Here is a 20,940-nt window from a genome sequence, read left to right as displayed (position 1 = left end):
CCTGAGCTTGTTGTAGTTGTGGCAACAGGGTGTAGGGGGTCATGCAACGAATTGGGTGGGCAACTCCGCGCGCGTGGGTAAACCTTCCATATCACCGCGGCTTTGCACGGCGCGGCTGCCGATCCAGTTACCGCGTTGCACCGCTTCGGGGAAGCTGAGGTTTTCCAGCAGGGCGCTGATCATGCCGACGGCAAAACCGTCGCCGGCGCCCACGGTGTCCACGACTTTTTCCACCGGCACGGCGGCGATAAAGCCCTGGTCCATGTGGGTGCGGTAGTAGGCGCCGTCGGCGCCGAGTTTGATGGCCACGGCTTCGGCGCCAAGGTCCAGGTAGAACGCGGCAATGTCGGCCGGGTCATCAAACCCGGTGAGCAGGCGACCTTCGCCCAACCCCGGCAGTACCCAGTCGGCAAGGGCTGCGAGGGCGTTGATCTCGCGGACCATTTGCGCCTGGCTCGCCCACAGCGAAGGACGCAGGTTGGGGTCAAACGAAATGCTGCGCCCGGCCTTGCGCATTTGCGTCATCAGCTCGGTGGACAGCTCGCCAGTGGCTTCGGACAAGGCCGGCGGAATGCCAGTGGCATGCAGGTGCCGCGCCTGCAACAGCGCGGGGCTGATGGCGGCGACCGACAAATGGCTGGCCGCCGAGCCTTTGCGGAAATATTCCACTTGAGGGTCAGCACCCGCTTCTTCGCGGGACTTGAATTGAAAGCCGGTGGGATGCAGCGGGTCAACCGCCACATGCCGGCAATCCAGGCCCTCTTTGGTCAGCGTATCGATCATAAAGCGCCCCAGGGAATCGTTGCCTACCCGGCTCAGCCAGGTGACGTTGAAGCCCAGGCGCGACAACCCGATGGCGACATTGCTGTCGGCCCCGGCAATACGCTTGTGAAATTGCGCCACCTGGGCCAGGTCGCCGGTCTGCTCGGCGACAAACATCGCCATGGTTTCACCAAACGAGAGGATATCGATCTCAGACATGGGCATTCTCCGCACGCGGCTGGCCGAGGAGGGCGAGGGTGGCGACCTGTTGCGCGGTGACGTGGGTCAAGTCATCGCCCTGCAACGGAAATTCCACGGCCCGGGTAATACCTTGAGTCATATGTTTGAGCAGTTGTTCCCACAGATGCAGGTCGGTGGCGCCAGGCGGCAGCGCGACCAGCTTGCCGTCTGGCCGACGCGCCACGGCCTTGCAGTGCAGGTAAGCCACGTGACGGCCGAGCAGGCGTGCGGCGGTGAGGGCGGATTGGTCCTGCCACTGCCAGTTGCCGATATCGAAGGTCATCTTCACCGGCAAGCCCAGGCGCTCGACCTCGGTGAAGAACCGTTGCATCGGCTCGATGCGCCCGCCGTACAGCGTCTGATCGTTCTCCACCAGCAGCTTGACCGGGTGGCGATTAAGCAGGGCCTGCAGGCTTTGCAGGTCATTGGTGTCGGTGAAGTAGCCGAGGGAGACTTTCAGCCAGCCGGAACCGAACGCCTGGGCGCGGTCCAGGGTGGCGGCAAGTTCTGCGTTCGGCTGCGCGCGGCCTGCGACCCACAACTCCAGAGGCGATGAAAACACCGATTCAAGGCCGTGTTCGGCAGCCGCCTGGGCCAGCGCTGCGGGCTGTTCATGGGTGAGCAGTTCTTCACGCCACTCGATACGTTGCGCGCCGGCAGCGCTGAGTAATGCAACAAAACTCAGTTGGCCCTTCTGGCGAACCAGGTCTGCGCCGTAGCTGGAAAGGCTGATGGAGACGGGGTATTTATGCATTGTTGTTGACCTCTGAAACCGGTTTCATTTTTTTACGCAAAAGTTAAGCAATGTGGGCGCTGGCTTGCCTGCGACAGCGGTACGTCAGCCCACACTGTGCTCGGCTGATACACCGCTATGGCAGGCAAGCCAGCTCCCACAAGTGGAGCCGCGAACAATCAATTCGGGGACGAAATCCAGGGTGCGGGTTGGCGCGTCATCGCCGCGCAAGCGCTTAAGCAGGCAATCGAACGCGCTGGCGCCAATCGCCTCGGTTGGCTGGGCGAGGGCGGTGATGCCGCTGCCCACCAGCGGGTACCAGTCCAGGTCATCCAGGGCGATCAGGCCGACGTCATCGAAGAGGTGGCAGCCCAGGGATTTGAGCACGCGGGTACAGGCCAGCGCGGCGATGCCGTTGGCGCAGAACAGCGCCTTGCGGCCTGGCTTTGCCAGATAAGTGTGCAAACGGTTTTCCAGCTCTGCGTCGATTTCCAGCACGGCACCGGTCAATTTCGGACGGAGGGCGATCTCGGCGCTGAAACTCTGCTGGCGCTCAAGGCGCGAGCTGGTGCCATCAGCCGGTTCGCTCACCAGCAACACATCGCGGTAACCCTGCTGTTGCAGGTGTTCTATGGCAATGCGCACTGCGGCACGGTTATCCAGCCCGACCAGGTCGCAATGCAATGGCTCGACCTTGCGGTCGACCAGCACCAGCGGCATTTCCTGGCGCAGCTCCAGCAACTGGTCGAGGTGATGGCCGAGGGTGTTCACGATCAGCCCTTCGATGTTGTACGAGCGCAGTGCCGCCAGGTGCTGGCGTTCCTGCGCGTCATCGCGGTCGGTGTTGCACACCACCAGGCTGTAGCCGTGCGTGCGGCACGCGGTTTCGACGCCGTGCATCACGGCAATGGAATAGGGGTTGCGGATGTCGGCGACAAGCATGCCGATCAAGCGGGTGCGGCCACGTTTCAGGCCGCGCGCCATTTGGTTGGGGCGATAGCCGAGTGCTTCTATGGCTTGCTCGATGCGCAGGGCAATGGCGTCGGAGAGCAGGGCGCGGTCGTCGCCAATGAAGCGCGACACGCTGGCCTTGGACACACCGGCACGCTCGGCGACGTCGAGCATGGTCACGCGGCTGCGCTGGGCGGCAGAAAATGAAGTCACGGTGGCATGCCTTTCTTATTGGAAATTATGCAGCTTTGAAACCGGTTTCAGGAAACCTCAACAGCGCGGGCGCGTCAAGCCTGTTTTCATCCAGACGCTCGCGTTAGGAATAACGTACTCCGACGAATGGAGGCCGTACCTGTTAGTTCTGACAGTAGCCGAGCGCAGGCATTGGGTATTCAATCAGTTCAAAAGCACTTCATTAAAAATGTTCTCCGGCGCCGTGTTGAAAAGTTGGAGACGCCAGGGACGTTACTTCAGTGGGTAACCAGAACATGACTACCAATACTTCAGGTTCGACCCTTAGCGGCCCATCAGTCGTTCCGTCTTTGCCTGCACCAAAAGTGCAGGGTGTGGGGTCAGATGGCATTATTCCGGCCACCCTTATCGCCAAGGGCTTGCGGGTGGAGTTAACTGAACTCTGGACCTATCCCGCAATATTGGGGGAGAGTGATTATGTTGTGTTTGTCTGGGCGCCGGACGGTGCTGCTACCTATAAGCTACCGGCGATAGAACTGAAGGGGCCTGTGACGCTTCCGGTGTATGTAACGATACCGTCAAACTATCTACAAAAAAATGAGGTGGTTCAGCTTTCCTACGAAATTCACTCGTTGTTTCCAAACAGTAATGTTTATGAAATTTCGGCCAACACCCAGCTTAAGTTAGACACCATCGCGCCAGGTGCAAACGGCAACCTGAGCGCGCCGGAACCCATTATTGATCCCATCACGGATTCTGACTTGCAAACCCGTCCGACTATCGATTTCAAAGTGTTGGGTGATTACTGGGGGCGTGCATCCGGTGATACCATTTTATTTTGGGTGAGTGGTATTGACGCAGTGCCAACCGGTCTGCCGACGCATAAGCAAACCTTTGTGTCGGACAGCGGAGAGATGATTGTAAATATTCCGGTGGCCGAGATTCTAAAATTGTCTGCCTACCCGGTTCTCTACTTGTTTTATAAGGTGATGGATGCTTCAACAAATACCTCTCATCAATTTTCTTTTGTCGGTCAAGTCAATCGCATTACCAGTCTACCGGCGCCTGGTGTGCCAGCGTACGACTTGAGGGGGATAATTAATCGGGACGCCGCTCGCAGTGGGGTGGTGGTCTCCGTTAATTACACCGACTTTCAGGCAGGCGATGAGTGTGTTGTAAATATGGGGGTGGCCTCTACAGACCGCGTGAAAATTACGTCTCTACCGTTAGATGTGCGCATCGAGTGGAAAATGTTAATTGCTAATGGCGCGGACACTCAGCGAAATAATAAGCTGCCTGTGACCTATACGATATTCCGTGCCGGCACCAGCCTCGTGAGGGGAATCACCTCATCCGCGAAGCTGATTGATGAAGACCAGCGGGTCGCCGGGATTGAAAACCCGCTTGCTCCGATTTTAATTAATCGATCGCTGGACTCCGTTACTATTTTTGGGGCTGTGTCCAATAAACCCAATTATTTGGACACGACCGATGCTGGTAAAGGCGTGCGCGCCTCATTCAAGGTGTTCAAAAATCCGAAAGTAGGAGAACGCGCTTTACTGTATTGGCCCAACCGGCCGGATTCAGTTGCTACTTACACCGTAGTGCAAGGTGATGTGGAAGGGATGATCAAAGACTTTGATAATCTTATTCCCTGGCAAGATATTCAAAATAGCGGCACCAATCCCAATACGCTCGTTTATTATCAAACCGATAACGGCGTCAACCAGCAGCAATCACCCAACACCGTCGTAACTGTCAGCCTCGCCCCGCTTGTCAGATTTGCTCGGCCGACGTTCCCTCAATCGGTTGATCACCCCAATCGATTTATAAACTGTTATACCAAGCCTGTAATATGGGACGGTGTTGAAGTGTTGATCACCCCTGCACCGCACGTCCTGCAGGCGGGAGACAAAGTGTTATTAACGTGGCAGGGATTCAGAAACTACCCGGATCGTAATCCAATCCCGGAGACATTCGAAGTATTTACATTTACCTGGGCCGGTACTGCAGCGCAGAAATTTGTTGTTACTAATTATGAAAAACTGATTAGGCCCCTGAGCGACTTTTCCGGTGGTTCGGCCAAGTACCAGGTGCTGCGAAATAACGTCTTGATTGGCGAGTCCGCAGTCGGCTACGTACAAATTGATCGTAAGTATTCGGGGTCTGGCAACTATTGCGGGCCAAAAGGGAACGGTCCGCTAGAAAAATAACAACGATGGGGGTAGTGCGGTGGATGTTAATTATAAAAAAATTTTTGCTTGTTAGTATTTTTAATGGGTGGGAGGCAGTGAGGAAATAGTTTTACCTGAATATCTCAAACGGCATGTTGTGCGCCAGTCTGTGTTCGAATCGAATATCAATTGATGATGGAGAGTATGAAATGAGCATCCCTATTTCTGTAAAAACATCACCGGTCGTTGGTGCCGCGTCTTTATTAGCACCCAAGATAGACGGCGCACCAACGGGAATACTAACCCCCAATATGGCAAATGGTAAATTAACACTCAGGTGCGATGTCGGTTTTGCGGGCGATGAGGATTGGATTGAGATTCAGCGACGAACCTTCAATTCGAATACCAATACGTGGGGCAACTGGGTGGCGGTGCCGGGGCCATCAGAAAAAGATATAGAAAAAATGGGCCCCAATTTTGATGTGGACACCGGAGAGTTCCTAAGAGAGCTTGTACCAACCGGCGATTCGGGTGGGTTCGACCATGGTATCTTTCAGCACCGGTGTATTGTGTTTTTGAACGTAAAGGATCCGAACAACATAGTTGAGGACAGGCCTGAAGTCGCTAGTGAATATTCAGCCCCGGGTTTAATGAACGTCGACAGGCGCGCTCCGTATGAACGTGCGAGTGGGAAAGATATTCCGCCAGCGCTCATTTCCACCAAGCCCTGGGGGCCTGGGACTATTGCCAGTTTGACCGATATTACAGCTGATGGAGGCATCAAATTTAGTGTGCCTGACAACATATACCCCATTCCAAGCGGTATGTGGGCGGACAAGGACACGATCGATTTTTTCGTATCGCAAGGCACAAATCCTGTTTTTACGCAGAAATTGGGCCCTCCGGCCACGGCGTTCACGAAAACCGGCAACACGGTCACCTTCCAGCCAGGCGATTTTTCTCCTCTCGATGGCAAGATTCAAATTTTTTACACCCTTACAGACTCGTTGGGAAATGTCAGTGCACCCTCTACCCCTTTTGAAATGACAGTTGATCTGGTGGCGGACCCTGTGCCACTCGCGCCCCTTGTTCCCTTGGCACCGGACGCTACCGACACCCTTATCAACGTCGCTGACTATTTGAACATTACTGACGTTCATATTCTGAGCTACTTGAACCAGCAGGTTGGCGCGGGTGCAGATGTAATTGAGCTGATTATTGGCGCTCAACCGGCTATCACGTTGCCACTTACCGTTGTCCCGCTGGTGTTTACCAATGTAAATGCAGCCCTCAAAGCTGAATACGGCGCCGGACCAGGCCCGAAAACGGTCGCGGTTAAGTACAACGTACTACGTAACGGTAAACGTTTCCCTTCTCCGTCTACCTCGATCACGCTCGACCTGGGTGTACGTGGGGCGGTTAATCCAGGAGTGCCGGGTAGCCGAAACACTAATTTGAACCCCTTAAGCGTCAACGGTGCAAGTTCGACTGTGCCCAACGTACTGGAGAAAATCGACGCGAAGCAAGACTCGTTTGCCACAATCGCACTGTGGACGCTGCCAGAACTACCTACGGCAGGGCAGTTCATTTTTGTCGAAATAGATGGCACTCGCGTTCTGCCAGGTTTCGCCATCACCACTGAGATCGCAGGTGATTTAGTCCGGGTTCCAATAGCGTGGTCTTATTGGGAGACCGCGGGTAATGGACCACACAAGGTGAACTACTTCGTTGCCTCCTCAGCAACGCCAGACCCTCTCGAAAACTTGAATAGATCACCCGATACAGACGTCCGTGTGAATGGCGCGGTGACAACTGCTTTGACCGCCCCTGAATACAGGTACTCGAGTAATACGCAGACTTTTGGGCAGTGGAACTGTGACACGTTGTTGAAAACGCCTGTAATAACTAATATGCCGCAGGAGTTTGAAGGCCACATCTTTGTGCCGCGTGATTCAAGATTTGTAGTGGGCGAGCCATTGGAGATAGAAATTGTCCTCACACCTGACCTGAGACGACCCACGGTAGTCCAGCCAACCACTCCACAAAGGAAGACCTTCCAGGTGCCCATCACTGCCTCGATTCAGACGAGCGGGCATCTTTTCATTATTCCATTCCCTTTCTTCACGCAAATAAAGATTGGGACGATCAGTGTAAACAGTCGATCCACCCTCGCCGGTGGGTTGATTGGGGAAGGTACGGCAGCGACCATTCCCTTCCGCAGCGTGACGGTCAAGTTGTATTGCGATAAGACTGACACCCCAGCCACAATTCCATAACCACGGGTAAGTTTCCCTTTTCTCACTCGCAGGACAGTGAGAAAGGGGAAGTGCCGGGGCTGCTGCGTTTAGTCATTCGCGTCATGTGTATTTATCCCGACTTCATTAGAGATTTCTCCTACAGAATGCAGGCCGCTTAGTCCCTACTCTCTGCGGCTCCAAGGTAAGGCTCCCTGCATCAGCAACGAGCTGAACCGTTTTCCGTAGGCCACACCCAGAGAGTGATTGACGATGTCGGCACTGAATACGTTCGAGCTCAAGCCCTTGAGCGCGATGATGAGAGTCCCCACCATTACATTCTGCTTACTTGTTGCGATGCAGGGGCAAGCGCAGGCGGTTCAACTGAACGGTCAGCAAAAAACCATTGGCGCCAATGATCAGTCTACCGACTGGCAGTTATTTGACCTGTCCACTCTGACCATGGACCGTGCAGTCGCCACCAGTATTGGCCTGACGAGCTCCACGTTGAACATGAACAGCGGCAGCCTGGCCAATGATATTCGCGCATCGGCAGGTTCTACCGTCAATCTCGATGGCGCTCAGGTCACTTCTAACAACACCAATCTCGGTACGGTACGCCTGGAGAACAGCAACGCCTTCATCAATAACAGTGCCGTGACCAATGGCAGTGGTGTAGGCCTGCAGTCTTTCGGGACTATCGGCAGTGCAAGTGGCTCGTCTGCTCAGGTGACCAACAGCACTATCAGTGGCGCCATAGGCGGTGCGGAAGCCTCCAGTAACAGTGAGCTGCACTTCAAGAACAGTGTTGTTCAGGGCACTGGAACGGGAGGTTTTGGCCTTAGGTTGAACGGTGGTACGGCAACGGCCAGCCAAAGCACCCTGGTTGGCGCAACCGACGGCGTTCTGATCACGCGCGGCCGTTTAGCCAACGCTGACGGCAAACTGGTGCTGGATCAAACGAACGTCGAAGGCCGTACCGGTTCCGCGATCCTGGTCAGTGGCGTTCAGAATCGCGCACCGGTGGCAACTATCGATGTGCGCAATGGCTCCACGTTGACAGGCGGTAATGGCAACATATTGACCGTGCGGGAAGGCGCTTCGGCGACGGTGAACGTGGATGACAGCCGCTTGTTCGGTAATGTCCTTGTCGACGGCACCAGCACCGCCCACTTGAACCTGCAGAACAAGGCCGAACTCACCGGCCAGTTGCAGAACGTTTACAGCCTGAGCGTAGGTAACGCTTCCAGCTGGCACATGACCGGCGACAGCCAGGTCGGCGCGCTGAACCTGGCGGGCGGCACCGTGACCATGGGCGCTGCCGACGCGTTCTATCAACTGAACGTCAACACGCTGTCCGGTGAAGGCACCTTTGTAATGGGCACCGATTTCGCCCAAGGCAAGACTGACTTCATCAACGTCACTGGCGAAGCCACGGGTAACCACAGCCTGGCGCTCGCCGCGAGCGGTGCCGAAGTGGTCAAGACCCAGGTCGTGCACACCGGCGGTGGCGATGCCGAGTTCTCCCTGCTGGGCGGTCCGGTCGACATGGGCGCCTATGCCTACGATCTGAAAAAAGAAGGAACTGACTGGTACCTCGACACGCAGAAACGCGTTGCAAGCCGCAGTACCCGCGTGGCCATGGCCGTGTTCAACACCGCACCGACGATTATGTACGGCGAAGAAGCCTCGTTGCGTGCGCGCATGGGCGAGTTGCGGTTCGAGCCAGGCGTCGCAGGCCTGTGGATCCGCGGTTTCGGCAATAAATATGATGTGTCCGCTAGCTCGGGTTCCGCTTACAAGCAGGACCAGCGCGGGTTCTCGATCGGCGCCGACATGCCGCTGGTAGACAGCCAATGGCTGGTGGGTGTGATGGCCGGTCACAGTACGTCCGAACTCAACCTGGCGCGTGGCTCATCGGGTACGGTCAAAAGTTACTTCGTCGGTGCTTATGCCACCTGGATGGACCAGGAAAGCGGCTTCTATTTTGACGCTGTGGCCAAGGCCAACCGTTTCCAGAACGAGGCCAAGACCACGCTCAGCGACGCCACCACCACCAAGGGTAACTACAACAACGTGGGCGGCAGCGTGTCGGCCGAGTTCGGTCGCAACATCAAGCTTGATGACGGCTGGTTTGTAGAACCCTATGCCCGACTGTCGACTATCGTGGTTCAGGGCGGCAATTACAGCCTGAAAAACGGGCTGCAGGTAGAGGGCGAGCGTACCCGTTCAAGGGTGGGCGAGGCCGGCGCAACCGTTGGGCGGGATATCCAGCTCGACAGCGGCACCATTGTTCAGCCTTACCTGCGCGCCGCTTTGGTTCACGAATTTGCCAACGATAACAAGGTCTCGGTCAACAACCAGACCTTCAAAAACGACTTGTCGGGCTCACGCACCAAGTTCGGCGCCGGTGTGGCGGTGAAGCTCTCGCAGAACCTGCAAATGCATGCCGACCTGGAGACCAGCGCCAGCAACAAGATTGACCAAGTGTTCGGGGCCAACCTTGGCGTTCGCTACTCGTTCTAACCGTTGAAGCTACACGCATAAAAAAGCCCTGGCCGTAAGACCAGGGCTTTTTGCGTTTAGCTGAACAAGCCGGCGGCAATATTGATCGAGAAACCCAGAATCGCCGTGTTGAACAAAAAACCGATCAGCGACTGGCCCAGCACCACCTTGCGCATTTCTCGCGAGGCGACGCCCACGTCGGAAGTCTGTACTGCCACGCCGATGGTGAACGAGAAGTACAAAAAGTCCCAGTAATTGGGGGTGCGCAGTCCTTCGGCAAAGCGCAATGGTGGCTCCTCACCGCTCCAGGTGTAGAAAAGACGGGCGTAATGCACGCTGAAAATCACGCCTATCAACAGCCATGAACCGATCACCGTCAGGCCGGTATAGCCGTAATGCAGCAAACGCGCGGTGCCATCCAGGTCTTTTATGCCCACCAGGTTCAGGGTAATGGTCGCCAGGCTCGCAATGGCCGCGATACACACCATGAACAGCACCAGCCCGGCGTTTTCATCCTCGACTTCGGCGATGCGTTTTACATCGTCGGCGCGGGAGCGGCTGGTCAGCCACAGCATCAGCAATAAATAAGTCCAGACCCCGGCATTCCAGCCGATGAGGATTTTGCTGAGGAGCGAGCCTGCGGGCGCCAAAATACCCACGAAAACGCCCAATACAGCAGCAGTGGAGAGGCGAGGGTGGGTACGGGCGAGGAAGGCCATAGATGCTCACAACGTGGGAGTTTGCGAGCACGATACGAGGAACGGGTTTGATCTAGCAACTGGGCTGTTGTGCGGTCAGTCGTGGTGAGCTGGCTTGTCGTGGCGAGCGGGGCTGTCGTGGCGAGCGGGCTTGTTGTGGCGAGCGGGCTTGCCCCGCGTTGGGCTGCGAAGCGGCCCCAATCAAATTCACCGCGGTTTACCTGACACTGCGGCGTCTTCCTGAATGGGGCCGCTTCGCAGCCCAACGCGGGGCAAGCCCGCTCGCCACAGGAAGCCCGCTCGCCACAACAAGCCCGCTCACCACAGGTGCGCGCGTTTAGCGCTTCTTACGCACCAACTTCATGACCACCACAAAGAACACCGGCACAAACACCACCGCCAGTGTGGCGGTGATCATGCCGCCGATCACCCCGGTACCAATCGCCTGCTGGCTCGCCGAGCTGGCGCCGGTGGCAATCGCCAGCGGCACTACGCCGAGAATGAACGCCAGCGAGGTCATGATGATCGGCCGCAGGCGCAGCCGCGCAGCTTTCAGGGTGGCGTCGACCAAATCTTCACCTTGCTCATACAAGTCCTTGGCGAACTCGATAATCAGGATCGCGTTCTTCGCCGACAAGCCGATGATGGTGATCAACCCCACTTTGAAGAACACATCATTGGGCATGCCGCGCAAACTCACTGCCAACACCGCGCCGAGCACGCCCAGCGGTACTACCAGCAACACCGAGGTCGGGATTGACCAGCTTTCATACAGGGCCGCCAGGCACAGGAACACGATCAGCAACGACAGGCCCAACAGCATCGGCGCCTGGGACCTGGACAACCGCTCCTGCAACGACAACCCGGTCCATTCCTGGCCCAGGCCGGCCGGCAGTTGGCTGACCAGGCGCTGGATTTCTTCCATCGCCTCACCGGTGCTGTGCCCCGGCGCCGCTTCACCGCTGATGGCGATGGCAGGGTAGCCGTTATAGCGCGTCAACTGCGCCGGGCCCTGGGTCCACTTGGCTTCAACAAACGCCGACAACGGCACCATCTTCCCGGCGTTGTTGCGCACGTTGATCTTGAGCAAATCCGCGACCTGGCTGCGCTGGTCGCCCTCGGCCTGCACCACCACCCGCTGCATGCGGCCCTGGTTGGGGAAGTCGTTGACGTAGGCCGAACCGATGGCGGAGGACAGCACACTGCCCACGTCGGAGAAGGCAACCCCTAGCGCGTTGGCCTGTTTGCGATCGACTTCCAACTGCACTTGCGGCGCTTCGGCCAGGGCACTTTCGCGCACGTTGGCCAAAATCGGGCTCTTTTCGGCGTTTGCCAGTAACTCCGTGCGCGCTGCCATTAACGCCGCATGGCCGACGCCGCCACGGTCCTGCAAGCGGAATTCGAAACCGCTGGAGGTACCAAGGCCGTCCACCGCCGGCGGCAGGATGGCGTAGGCAACCGCGTCTTTAACGTCGCTGAACGCGGCGTTGGCACGGTCGGCAATGGCCGAGGCCGAGTCGTCGCTGCTGCGCTCAGACCAGTCCTTCAACGTGGTAAAGGCCAGTGCTGCGTTCTGCCCCGAGCCGGAGAAGCTGAAACCCATGATCATGGTGGTGTCGCCCACCCCGGGTTCCCCGGCGTTGTGCGCCTCGATCTGTTCGGCGACCCGCACCGTGCGGTTCTTGCTCGCGCCCGGCGGTAGCTGGATGTCAGTGATGGTGTAGCCCTGGTCTTCCACGGGCAGAAACGAGGAGGGCAGGCGGCTGAACATCCAGCCCAGGCCGACCAGCAGTACCAGATAAATCAGCAGGTAACGGCCGCTGCGCTTGAGCGCATACGCCACCCAGCCTTCATAGCGCTCGGTAAACCGCTCAAAGCGTTTATTGAACCAGCCGAAGAAACCGCCTTTGGCATGGTGCTCGCCCTTGGCGATCGGCTTGAGCAACGTCGCACACAAGGCCGGGGTCAACGTCAGGGCGAGGAACGCCGAGAACAGAATCGAGGTGGCCATCGACAGCGAAAACTGCTGATAAATCACCCCCACCGAACCCGGCATAAACGCCATTGGCAAGAACACCGCCACCAGCACCAGGGTAATGCCGACGATGGCCCCAGTGATCTGGCCCATGGCCTTGCGTGTGGCGTCTTTGGGCGACAGCCCTTCGGTAGCCATGATGCGCTCGACGTTTTCCACCACCACAATCGCATCGTCCACCAGGATGCCGATCGCCAGCACCATGCCAAACATGGTCAGTACGTTGATTGAGAAACCCAGCAGCAACATGGTGGCGAAAGTGCCCATCAGCGCCACCGGCACCACCAGCGTCGGGATCAAGGTGTAGCGCACGTTCTGCAGGAACAGAAACATCACCGCAAACACCAGCGCCATGGCTTCGAGCAAGGTATAGACCACCTTGGTGATCGAGACTTTGACGAACGGCGAGGTGTCGTACGGGATTTTGTATTCCACGTTCGCCGGAAAGTAACGTGACAGCTCGTCCATCTTCGTCCGCACCAGCGTCGCGGTGTTCAGCGCGTTGGCGCCCGGCGCCAATTGCACACTGACGGCGGTGGACGGCTTGCCGTTCAGGCGCGTGGAGAACTGGTATTCCTGGCTGCCGATTTCCACCCGCGCCACGTCACCGACGCGCACGGTGGAGCCGTCAGGGTTGGCTTTGAGCACGATGTCGGCGAATTCAGCCGGCGTCGACAGCTGGCCCTTGACCAGAATCGCCGCCGTGATTTCCTGGGTCTTTGTGCCTGGCAAGTCACCAATGCTGCCGGCTGACACCTGGGCATTCTGCGCGCTGATCGCGGCGTTCACGTCGGCGGGTGTGAGGTTGAAACCGATCAGTTTTTGCGGATCGATCCAGACCCGCATGGCCCGCTCGGCGCCGTACAACTGGGCCTTGCCCACACCGTCCAGGCGCTTGAGCTCGTTCATTACGTTACGCGCCAGGTAATCGCTGAGCGCTACGTCATCGAGCTTGCCGTCGCTGGAGGTCAGGGTGACCAGCAACAGGAAACCGGCGGAGACTTTCTCCACCTGCAAACCTTGCTGGGTGACCGCTTGCGGCAGGCGCGGCTCCACCGCTTTAAGGCGGTTTTGCACGTCGACCTGGGCCATTTCCGGGTCGGTGCCCGGCTGGAACGTGGCGGTGATGGTGGCCGAACCCAAGCTGCTCTGGGACTCGAAATACAACAGGTGATCGGCGCCGTTAAGCTCCTGCTCGATCAGGCTCACCACGCTTTCATCCAGGGTCTGCGCCGAGGCGCCTGGGTACACCGCGTAGATTTCCACTTGTGGCGGCGCCACGGTGGGGTACTGGGCCACCGGCAACTGCGGAATCGCCAGCGCGCCGGCCAGCAGGATAAACAGGGCCACCACCCAGGCGAAGATCGGGCGGTCAATAAAGAACTGCGGCATGGCGGGTTATTCCTTAACGGGCTGGCCAGAGGCGGGGCTGTCGTCCACGTCGACTTTTTCGCCGGGGCGCGCATGCTGCAGGCCTTCGACCACGATGCGGTCACCCGGCTTAAGGCCGCTGCTGACGATCCAGCGGTCTTCGATCACCGCGCCCAACTCCACCGGTTGCTGGCTGACGGTTTGCTCGGCGTCCAGCAACAGCACCATCGGGATGCCGGCGCTGTCACGAGTGATGGCGCGTTGCGGCACGCTGATGCCGTGTTTGTCGACAGCTTGCTCCAGGCGCACGCGCACAAAACTGCCGGGCAGCAGGTCGAGGTCCGGGTTGGGGAATTCGCTGCGCAGGATGATTTGCCCGGTGCCCGGGTCAACGCTGATGTCGGCGAACAGCAACTTGCCCGGCAATGGGTAGAGGCTGCCGTCGTCCTGGATCAGCGTCGCCTTGGCATGGTCCTGGCCCACCTGTTTCAGGCTGCCGGCGCGAAAGGCGCGGCGCAGGTCATTCAGTTCGCGGGTCGACTGGGTGAGGTCGGCGTGAATCGGGTCGAGTTGCTGGATGATTGCCAGCGGCGTGGCCTCGTTCTGGCCCACCAGCGCACCTTCGGTCACCAGCGCGCGGCCGATGCGCCCGGAAATCGGCGCGGTCACGGTGGCGTAGCCCAGGTTCAGTTTTGCGCGCTCGACGGCGGCCTTGTTGGCGGCAACTTCGGCGTTGGTCTGGCGCAGGTTGGCGCGGGCATTATCGTATTCCTGGCCGCTGATGGCGTTGCCTTCGACCAACTGGCTATAGCGCTGCTCTTGCAGGCGCGCCTGGAAGGCATTCGCTTCGGCCTTGCTCAAGTTCGCCTGGGCGCTGTCGAGGTCGGCCTTGAACGGAGCGGGGTCGATACGAAACAACACGTCGCCCTGTTTAACGTCGTGGCCTTCCTTGAAGACGCGCTGCATCACCACACCGGCTACCCGCGCACGTACTTCAGCAATGCGCGGCGCGGCGATTCGCCCGCTGAGTTCACTGGTGATGGAGAGGGGTTTGGCTTGCAGGGTTTCGATGCGTACTTTAGCCAGAGGCGTTTGCGGCGCCTCGGCCGAGGACTTGCCACAGGCGCTTAATGCCAGCGTCAGGGCCAGCAGGCAAAACGGCGCAAACAGATTTTTCGACATGCTCATATCCCACTATTGACTGGCGCATCCTAAAGTCACCTGCGCCGTGGTGCTGTGAAGCTGTGTAGCGGGTGTGTGAAGAAATGTAAGGTGCGCCACGTTCGGCGTCGGGGGCGTATATCCTTGCACAATCCTGCAACGCACCGACAAACCGTATTATCTGGAAACACCATGCCCAACATCCTCTTGGTGGAAGACGACGCCGCACTCTCCGAGCTGATTGCCAGCTACCTGGAACGCAACGGCTATCACGTCAACGTGCTCAGCCGTGGCGACCACGTCCGTGAACGTGCGCGCCTCAACCCGCCGGACCTGGTGATCCTCGACCTGATGCTGCCCGGGCTTGATGGCCTGCAAGTCTGCCGCTTGCTGCGCGCCGACTCGGCTGGCCTGCCGATATTGATGCTCACCGCCCGCGACGACAGCCACGACCAGGTACTGGGCCTGGAAATGGGCGCCGATGACTACGTCACCAAACCCTGCGAGCCGCGCGTGCTGCTCGCCCGAGTGCGCACCTTGCTGCGCCGCAGCAGCCTGTCCGAACCCTTGGCCGCCAATGATCAAATCGTGATGGGCAACCTGTGCATCGACCTTTCGGAGCGCACCGTGACGTGGCGCGAGCAGGCGGTGGAGCTGTCCAGCGGTGAGTACAACTTGCTGGTGGTGTTGGCCCGGCATGCGGGTGAAGTGCTCAGCCGCGACCAGATCCTGCAACGCCTGCGCGGTATCGAGTTCAACGGCACCGACCGCTCGGTGGACGTGGCCATCTCCAAGCTGCGGCGCAAGTTTGACGACCACGCCGGTGAGGCGCGCAAGATCAAGACGGTCTGGGGCAAGGGCTACCTGTTCAGCCGTTCCGAGTGGGAATGCTGAACCATGTTTCGTCTACTGCTGCGTCTTTACCTGATCACCATCGTCACCTACAGCACGGCGATCTACCTGATTCCCAAGCTGGTCATCCAGGTGTTCGAACATCGCTACATGGACTACAACATCGAGCAAACCCGTGGCCAGCAAACGCTGATCGTCAAACAATACCAACGGGCGCCGGTGGAGCGCTGGTCGCACGTCACCGAACAGCTGAACCACGACTTCGCACCGCTCAAGGTGAAATTGCTGCTGCGCCAGGATGCCAGCTACACCCCTGCTGAAGAAAAGCAGCTGGAAGATGGCAAGTCGGTGGTGCGCCTGGGGGAGTGGGGCTGGATGGAGGAAGTCAGCTCGCCGATCAATTCGCAGTTTGTGGTGAAGGTGACGATCCCGCCGGACCCGCTGGACATGAACGTGCTGTATTGGGCAATCAACGTGTTGATCATCGCGGCGTTGCTGGCCTGCCTGTTGATCTGGCTGCGCCCGCACTGGCGTGACCTGGAGCGCCTGAAAAGCACCGCTGCGCAACTTGGTAAAGGCAACCTGAGTGAGCGCACGCAGATTCCGCCCAGCTCCAACATCGGCAGCCTGGCGACGGTGTTCGACACCATGGCCGATGATGTCGAGCATTTGCTTAACCAGCAGCGCGACCTGCTCAATGCCGTCTCCCATGAACTGCGCACACCGCTGACCCGGCTGGATTTCGGCCTGGCGCTGGCGCTTTCCGAAGACTTGCCGCAGGCCAGTCGCGAACGCCTGCAAAGTCTGGTGGCGCATATTCGCGAGCTGGATGAGCTGGTGCTGGAGTTACTGTCCTACAGCCGCCTGCAAAACCCGGCGCAGTTGCCGGAGCGGGTTGAAGTGGTGCTCGATGAATTTATCGACAGCGTGTTGGGCAGTGTCGACGACGAGCTGCAAAACCCGGAGATCGTTATCGAGGTAGTGCTCGACTGTTCCGTTGAGCGCTTCAGCCTCGACCCGCGCCTCACCGCGCGGGTCTTGCAGAACCTGCTGCGCAACGCCACGCGCTACTGCGACAGGCGCATACAGGTGAGTGTTCAGGTGAGCGCCAAAGGCTGTGAAATCTGGGTGGACGACGACGGCATCGGTATTCCGCTGGACCAGCGTGAACGTATTTTTGAGCCGTTTTACCGCCTCGACCGCAGCCGTGACCGCGCCACCGGTGGCTTCGGCCTCGGCCTGGCGATCAGCCGGCGCGCGATGGAAGCCCAGGGCGGCACGTTGACCGCCACCGCCTCGCCGTTGGGCGGCGCGCGGTTTTGCGTGTGCTTGCCCAGCGTCGGCTGATCAGAGCACTTTCACGGCACGGCCGATCGCCTGAATCGGCCCTGTCGGTTTGCCGGTCGGCGAGCCGCGCGGGTCTTCCAGGGTCAGCTCAAACAACTGGTTCTGGGTAAGCGGCGGCAGGGCGTCCAGCGGCACCGACAGCGTTTGCCCGGGCTTGACCAGCCCCAGCGATACCGGGCCTTGCCAGCCGTCGCCCTTGGTCCAGAATTGCAGGGCTTTGTCGGTGGGCACTTCCATCACGCCCAAGGGAATCAACTGGATCTTCTGATCATTGCTCGCCTGGATCACCCAGCCGGGCGCCTGGCTCTGTGGCGCCACCAGCACCACCACAAAAGCCGGGTCCGCGGTGGGAGGGCGCGTCAGCAGCAGTGCCGCCAGTACCAAGGTAGTCACCAGCCCCGCGCCCGCCAGCCCACGCCACAGTGCGAGCAGGTTCCACCACGGCACGTCGGTCTCGGGGCCGGCGACGCTACGTTCAATGCGCCGCCAGAGCTGAGCGGAGGGCGGCACGGGTTCGGCAAGTGCCGTCAGCGGCAGCAAGCGTTGTTCCCAGGCATCCACCGCCGCGCGCAATTGCGGGTCCTGCTTCAGGCGCTGTTCCACCTCGGCGCGCTGCTCAGCGGGCAGGGTGCCCAGCACGTATTCGCTGGCGAGTTCATCCAGTGGGTCATTCATGCCATGCACTCCCGCAGCGCGGTGAGGCTACGTTTGATCCAGGCTTTGACGGTCCCCAGGGGCGTGTCCAGTTTCTGTGCGATTTCGCTGTGGGAATAGCCGTCGACATAGGCGTGCAGGATGCACGTACGACGGGCCGGGTCGAGCTGTTCCAGGCAGTGATAAATCCGGCCTTCACGTGCGCTGAATTCGAAGCTGTTTTCGGCTGCGGTGACGTGTTCATGTTCATCGCTCAGCGCCACCTCCCGGTAATGATTGCGCACGGCGTTAAGCGCAAGGTGACGGGTGATACTGAACACCCAGCCACGCGCCGCGCCACGGCTGGGGTCGAAACTGCTCGCGCCGCGCCAGACCTTGATAAACGCGTCATGCACGACATCTTCGGCGAGGGCTTTGTCCCGGACGATGCGCATCGCCACGCCGAGCAAACGGCTGCTGTCCTGCGCATACAATTGGCGCAAGGCGTGTTTATCGCCACGGGCGCAGGCCGCAAGGCAGGCTTCATAATCAAACAAACAACACATCCCCGAATGGCTGGATCCTGTGGCGAGCGCACTCGCCACAGCCAGCGTAGCCGAATTTACTCAGTTGGCCGCCCAAAAGATGTAGTCGGCCTGGTACTTCACCACTTCCTTCGCGCCTTTATTCGCCGCCGTGCATGCGCTGCTCGGCGCCACGCCACCTTTAAGGGCGACGCGCTGGATGTAGCTCACACCGCTCATTGCGCCCTTGCCTTCGGCCGGGTTGGCCTTGACCAGTTGATAGGGCAGGTTGCCTGCACTCGAAGGCGCTACGGCAAGTTGAGTGCCGGTGATTTTCGAGCCGTCTTTGGCTTGCCAGGTGGCCGGCGGACCAAAGTAGGTGCCCACTTGTTTGCCGCTGCGGTCATTCAAAACAGCTTTGGGGCCAATGAAGGTCCATTCGGTCTGGCCCGCAGCGTTGGCTTTGTCCTTGCACTCGTAGGTGATTTCGCCGACGCCGGTGGTCTCCAGCGCGACCTTGTGGCCGGCCGGCACTTTGATGCTCTCAGGCAAGTCGGTTTGGGCGAATACCGTTGGTGCGGCGGTGAGCAGGGCGGTAAGGCAGAGCAGTGCTTTAGCGTTCATGGGTATAGCTCCATTTCAGTAAAACAGCGGGGTGACTGAAAGGACTACACACGACTCGCGCGATTGGATGCACGGGTTAGAAAATAAACCTGAGAGGGCGCACACTGTGCCCCCGCTTTACCCTAAGAGAGATTGGCAATGACTGGTGTTCACACGTCTGCTCAACAAGGTTTCTCTACCCAGGCCGTTACCTACGCCCAAGGCCGGCCGGACTATCCACGGCAACTCACCGGCTGGCTCGCCAACACCTTGCACATCAATGCCCGGTCGACGGTCATCGACCTCGGCGCCGGCACCGGTAAATTCACCCGCATGCTCAGCACCCTGGCGCCGACGTTGATTGCCGTCGAGCCCGTGGAGGCAATGGGCGCGCAGCTCAGAAAACTGTTGCCGGATGTACGCCTGCTTAACGGCACCGCCGAGTCCATCCCTCTGGACGCCGCCAGCGCCGATGCGCTGGTGTGCGCGCAAGCCTTCCATTGGTTTTCGACTGAGGCCGCTCTGGCAGAAATTCACCGCGTGCTCAAGCCTGGCGGTCGTTTGGGGCTGGTGTGGAATGTGCGCGATGAGTCGGTGGGTTGGGTGGCCGCGATTACCGCGATCATCACGCCCTACGAAGGCGACACGCCGCGTTTTCACACAGGCCGTTGGCGCGAAGCCTTCACCGGCGAGTATTTTTCCGCGCCCGAAATGACGTGCTTTACCTACAGCCATGTCGGCAGCCCACAGGAAGTGATCATGGACCGGTTTCTCTCGGTGAGCTTTATCGCCGCGTTGCCTGCGGCGCAAAAGGCTGTGGTGACCTCGCAGTTGCAGGCATTGATCGACACCCATCCCGACTTGATCGGACGGGATACCGTTGCGTTCCCGTATCAAACCCAGGCGTTCGTCTGTCAGCGACTGACATAAAAAGCATAAAGTCAGATCACATTGATATAAGTCGTTATAAGAAAAATCGCTATCCTGCGGCCAGAAATTTATATGGCCGCAGGTGCTGTAATGGATGTGGGTAATGTTGGTTTTGTAGTGGCTGGCCTGATCGTTGGTTTTATCGTCGGCATGACCGGGGTCGGCGGGGGGTCGTTGATGACGCCGATTCTGCTCTGGTTCGGTATTAATCCCGCGACTGCGGTGGGCACTGATCTTTTGTACGCGGCGATTACCAAATCCGGTGGGGTGCTGGTTCACAGCAAGAACAGGAATATCGACTGGACCATTACCGGCTGGCTGACCCTGGGCAGCGTGCCTGCAGTGTTGCTGACGTTGTGGTTTCTTGCCAGTTTGCACACGGATCCGACTGCGATGAATGCGGTGATCAAGCAGGCGCTTGGGGTGGTGTTGCTGCTGACGGCGCTGGCGATTTTGTTCAAGAAAAGTTTGTTGGCGTTTGCTCAGCGTCATGCGGGTGATGACTATCAGATGAGCCCGCGTAACCTGAATGCGTTGACGGTGGTGACTGGGGCGGTCTTGGGCACCATGGTTGCTCTGACGTCTATCGGCGCTGGTGCGCTGGGGACTGTGGCGTTGTTTATTTTGTATCCGTTTCTGGCTACGCGGCGGTTGGTGGGGACTGAGATTGCGCACGCTGTGCCGTTGACGCTGGTCGCGGGGTTGGGGCATGCGAGCATGGGGAATATGGATTGGCATTTGCTGGGGTTTTTGTTGATGGGGTCGTTGCCGGGGATTTACCTGGGGAGTCACATGACCGGGAAGGTGCCGGATGGTGTGTTGCGGCCTTGTTTGGCGATTATGTTGATGAGCATTGGGTATAAATTGGCGTTTTGATTTGGACGGGGGGGTGGTGTACATATCCGTTGTTTGAGTTAGGGCTGATATGGGTTCCGCTCTTACAGCGGGTCACTTTTGGCAAACGCCCCAAAAGTAACCAAAAGGTCTTCGCCCCA

The 20,940-nt window shown here is 58.8% G+C and carries 16 protein-coding genes; 7 read left to right on the top strand and 9 right to left on the bottom strand.

The annotated features are described in order from the left end of the window. Window positions 1–39: 39 nt before the first annotated feature. From Q7C20_RS25215 to Q7C20_RS25205, 3 genes are all read right to left on the bottom strand, one after another. The gene (locus Q7C20_RS25215; protein ID WP_375070974.1) at window positions 40–981 is read right to left on the bottom strand and encodes a sugar kinase; all 942 of its coding nucleotides are present in this window, start codon (window positions 979–981) and stop codon (window positions 40–42) included. Next, on the bottom strand, window positions 974–1,756 hold the full coding sequence (locus Q7C20_RS25210) for a sugar phosphate isomerase/epimerase family protein (RefSeq protein WP_375070973.1): 783 nt from the start codon (window positions 1,754–1,756) through the stop codon (window positions 974–976). Before Q7C20_RS25210 ends, Q7C20_RS25215 begins: the two co-directional genes overlap by 8 nt. Window positions 1,757–1,840: 84 nt before the next feature. Next, complete coding sequence (locus Q7C20_RS25205; protein WP_375070972.1) at window positions 1,841–2,899, bottom strand: LacI family DNA-binding transcriptional regulator; 1,059 nt, start codon at window positions 2,897–2,899, stop codon at window positions 1,841–1,843. Between the two features lie 275 nt (window positions 2,900–3,174). Between Q7C20_RS25205 and Q7C20_RS25200 the strand changes: the two genes are divergently transcribed. From Q7C20_RS25200 to Q7C20_RS25190, 3 genes are all read left to right on the top strand, one after another. Then, complete coding sequence (locus Q7C20_RS25200) at window positions 3,175–5,091, top strand: hypothetical protein (RefSeq protein WP_375070971.1); 1,917 nt, start codon at window positions 3,175–3,177, stop codon at window positions 5,089–5,091. Between the two features lie 170 nt (window positions 5,092–5,261). Next, complete coding sequence (locus tag Q7C20_RS25195; protein WP_375070970.1) at window positions 5,262–7,328, top strand: hypothetical protein; 2,067 nt, start codon at window positions 5,262–5,264, stop codon at window positions 7,326–7,328. Between the two features lie 231 nt (window positions 7,329–7,559). Then, window positions 7,560–9,812: an autotransporter outer membrane beta-barrel domain-containing protein gene (locus Q7C20_RS25190; RefSeq protein WP_375070969.1), complete on the top strand. Its 2,253-nt coding sequence runs from the start codon at window positions 7,560–7,562 to the stop codon at window positions 9,810–9,812. A gap of 56 nt (window positions 9,813–9,868) precedes the next feature. Here Q7C20_RS25190 and Q7C20_RS25185 read toward each other — a convergent pair whose 3' ends face one another. The 3 genes from Q7C20_RS25185 to Q7C20_RS25175 form a co-directional block, all read right to left on the bottom strand. After that, complete coding sequence (locus Q7C20_RS25185; RefSeq protein WP_375070968.1) at window positions 9,869–10,510, bottom strand: DUF1345 domain-containing protein; 642 nt, start codon at window positions 10,508–10,510, stop codon at window positions 9,869–9,871. A 316-nt stretch (window positions 10,511–10,826) separates the two neighbouring features. After that, window positions 10,827–13,916 (bottom strand): multidrug efflux RND transporter permease subunit, encoded by a 3,090-nt coding sequence (locus Q7C20_RS25180; protein ID WP_375070967.1) that lies wholly within the window; start codon window positions 13,914–13,916, stop codon window positions 10,827–10,829. A gap of 6 nt (window positions 13,917–13,922) precedes the next feature. Next, window positions 13,923–15,077 carry an efflux RND transporter periplasmic adaptor subunit gene (locus Q7C20_RS25175; RefSeq protein WP_375070966.1) on the bottom strand — a complete coding sequence of 385 codons (1,155 nt, stop codon included), beginning with the start codon at window positions 15,075–15,077 and terminating at the stop codon, window positions 13,923–13,925. Window positions 15,078–15,248: 171 nt separating this feature from the next. Between Q7C20_RS25175 and Q7C20_RS25170 the strand changes: the two genes are divergently transcribed. Next, window positions 15,249–15,950 carry a response regulator transcription factor gene (locus Q7C20_RS25170; RefSeq protein WP_348061709.1) on the top strand — a complete coding sequence of 234 codons (702 nt, stop codon included), beginning with the start codon at window positions 15,249–15,251 and terminating at the stop codon, window positions 15,948–15,950. A 3-nt stretch (window positions 15,951–15,953) separates the two neighbouring features. Beyond that, window positions 15,954–17,255: an ATP-binding protein gene (locus Q7C20_RS25165; RefSeq protein WP_375070965.1), complete on the top strand. Its 1,302-nt coding sequence runs from the start codon at window positions 15,954–15,956 to the stop codon at window positions 17,253–17,255. Here the strand turns inward: Q7C20_RS25165 and Q7C20_RS25160 are convergent, their stop codons facing one another. The 3 genes from Q7C20_RS25160 to Q7C20_RS25150 are packed head-to-tail and all read right to left on the bottom strand — an operon-like array spanning window position 17,256 to window position 19,036. Beyond that, window positions 17,256–17,930: an anti-sigma factor domain-containing protein gene (locus Q7C20_RS25160; protein ID WP_375070964.1), complete on the bottom strand. Its 675-nt coding sequence runs from the start codon at window positions 17,928–17,930 to the stop codon at window positions 17,256–17,258. Beyond that, window positions 17,927–18,454: a sigma-70 family RNA polymerase sigma factor gene (locus Q7C20_RS25155; protein ID WP_348061706.1), complete on the bottom strand. Its 528-nt coding sequence runs from the start codon at window positions 18,452–18,454 to the stop codon at window positions 17,927–17,929. Before Q7C20_RS25155 ends, Q7C20_RS25160 begins: the two co-directional genes overlap by 4 nt. 60 nt (window positions 18,455–18,514) lie before the next feature. After that, a complete protein-coding gene (locus Q7C20_RS25150; RefSeq protein WP_348061705.1) occupies window positions 18,515–19,036 on the bottom strand; it encodes a DUF3455 domain-containing protein in 522 nt (173 codons plus the stop codon). Between the two features lie 138 nt (window positions 19,037–19,174). On the opposite strand from Q7C20_RS25150, the gene Q7C20_RS25145 reads away from it, so the two are divergent. Further along, entirely contained in the window at window positions 19,175–19,945 is a 771-nt protein-coding gene (locus Q7C20_RS25145) for a class I SAM-dependent methyltransferase (RefSeq protein WP_348061704.1), read from the top strand. Window positions 19,946–20,035: 90 nt separating this feature from the next. After that, window positions 20,036–20,821, top strand: a complete 786-nt coding sequence (locus Q7C20_RS25140; RefSeq protein WP_348061703.1) for a sulfite exporter TauE/SafE family protein — start codon at window positions 20,036–20,038, stop codon at window positions 20,819–20,821. Window positions 20,822–20,940: the final 119 nt, after the last annotated feature.

This window comes from Pseudomonas sp. AMR01 (assembly GCF_041946035.1).
Taxonomy (GTDB): Bacteria; Pseudomonadota; Gammaproteobacteria; order Pseudomonadales; family Pseudomonadaceae; genus Aquipseudomonas; species Aquipseudomonas antarctica_B.
The sequence above is the reverse complement of the archived record's forward strand: the minus strand, read 5'-3'. Positions and strand labels throughout refer to the sequence as shown.

What these genes read in the sequence shown, in the direction of transcription:
- Q7C20_RS25170 (WP_348061709.1), top strand. Translation starts at nt 15,249, where the DNA reads ATGCCCAACATCCTCTTGGTGGAAGACGACGCCGCACTCTCCGAGCTG.
- Q7C20_RS25210 (WP_375070973.1), bottom strand. Translation starts at nt 1,756, where the DNA reads ATGCATAAATACCCCGTCTCCATCAGCCTTTCCAGCTACGGCGCAGAC.
- Q7C20_RS25150 (WP_348061705.1), bottom strand. Translation starts at nt 19,036, where the DNA reads ATGAACGCTAAAGCACTGCTCTGCCTTACCGCCCTGCTCACCGCCGCA.
- Q7C20_RS25185 (WP_375070968.1), bottom strand. Translation starts at nt 10,510, where the DNA reads ATGGCCTTCCTCGCCCGTACCCACCCTCGCCTCTCCACTGCTGCTGTA.
- Q7C20_RS25160 (WP_375070964.1), bottom strand. Translation starts at nt 17,930, where the DNA reads ATGAATGACCCACTGGATGAACTCGCCAGCGAATACGTGCTGGGCACC.
- Q7C20_RS25195 (WP_375070970.1), top strand. Translation starts at nt 5,262, where the DNA reads ATGAGCATCCCTATTTCTGTAAAAACATCACCGGTCGTTGGTGCCGCG.
- Q7C20_RS25200 (WP_375070971.1), top strand. Translation starts at nt 3,175, where the DNA reads ATGACTACCAATACTTCAGGTTCGACCCTTAGCGGCCCATCAGTCGTT.
- Q7C20_RS25175 (WP_375070966.1), bottom strand. Translation starts at nt 15,077, where the DNA reads ATGTCGAAAAATCTGTTTGCGCCGTTTTGCCTGCTGGCCCTGACGCTG.
- Q7C20_RS25165 (WP_375070965.1), top strand. Translation starts at nt 15,954, where the DNA reads ATGTTTCGTCTACTGCTGCGTCTTTACCTGATCACCATCGTCACCTAC.
- Q7C20_RS25190 (WP_375070969.1), top strand. Translation starts at nt 7,560, where the DNA reads ATGTCGGCACTGAATACGTTCGAGCTCAAGCCCTTGAGCGCGATGATG.
- Q7C20_RS25180 (WP_375070967.1), bottom strand. Translation starts at nt 13,916, where the DNA reads ATGCCGCAGTTCTTTATTGACCGCCCGATCTTCGCCTGGGTGGTGGCC.
- Q7C20_RS25215 (WP_375070974.1), bottom strand. Translation starts at nt 981, where the DNA reads ATGTCTGAGATCGATATCCTCTCGTTTGGTGAAACCATGGCGATGTTT.
- Q7C20_RS25145 (WP_348061704.1), top strand. Translation starts at nt 19,175, where the DNA reads ATGACTGGTGTTCACACGTCTGCTCAACAAGGTTTCTCTACCCAGGCC.
- Q7C20_RS25140 (WP_348061703.1), top strand. Translation starts at nt 20,036, where the DNA reads ATGGATGTGGGTAATGTTGGTTTTGTAGTGGCTGGCCTGATCGTTGGT.
- Q7C20_RS25155 (WP_348061706.1), bottom strand. Translation starts at nt 18,454, where the DNA reads ATGTGTTGTTTGTTTGATTATGAAGCCTGCCTTGCGGCCTGCGCCCGT.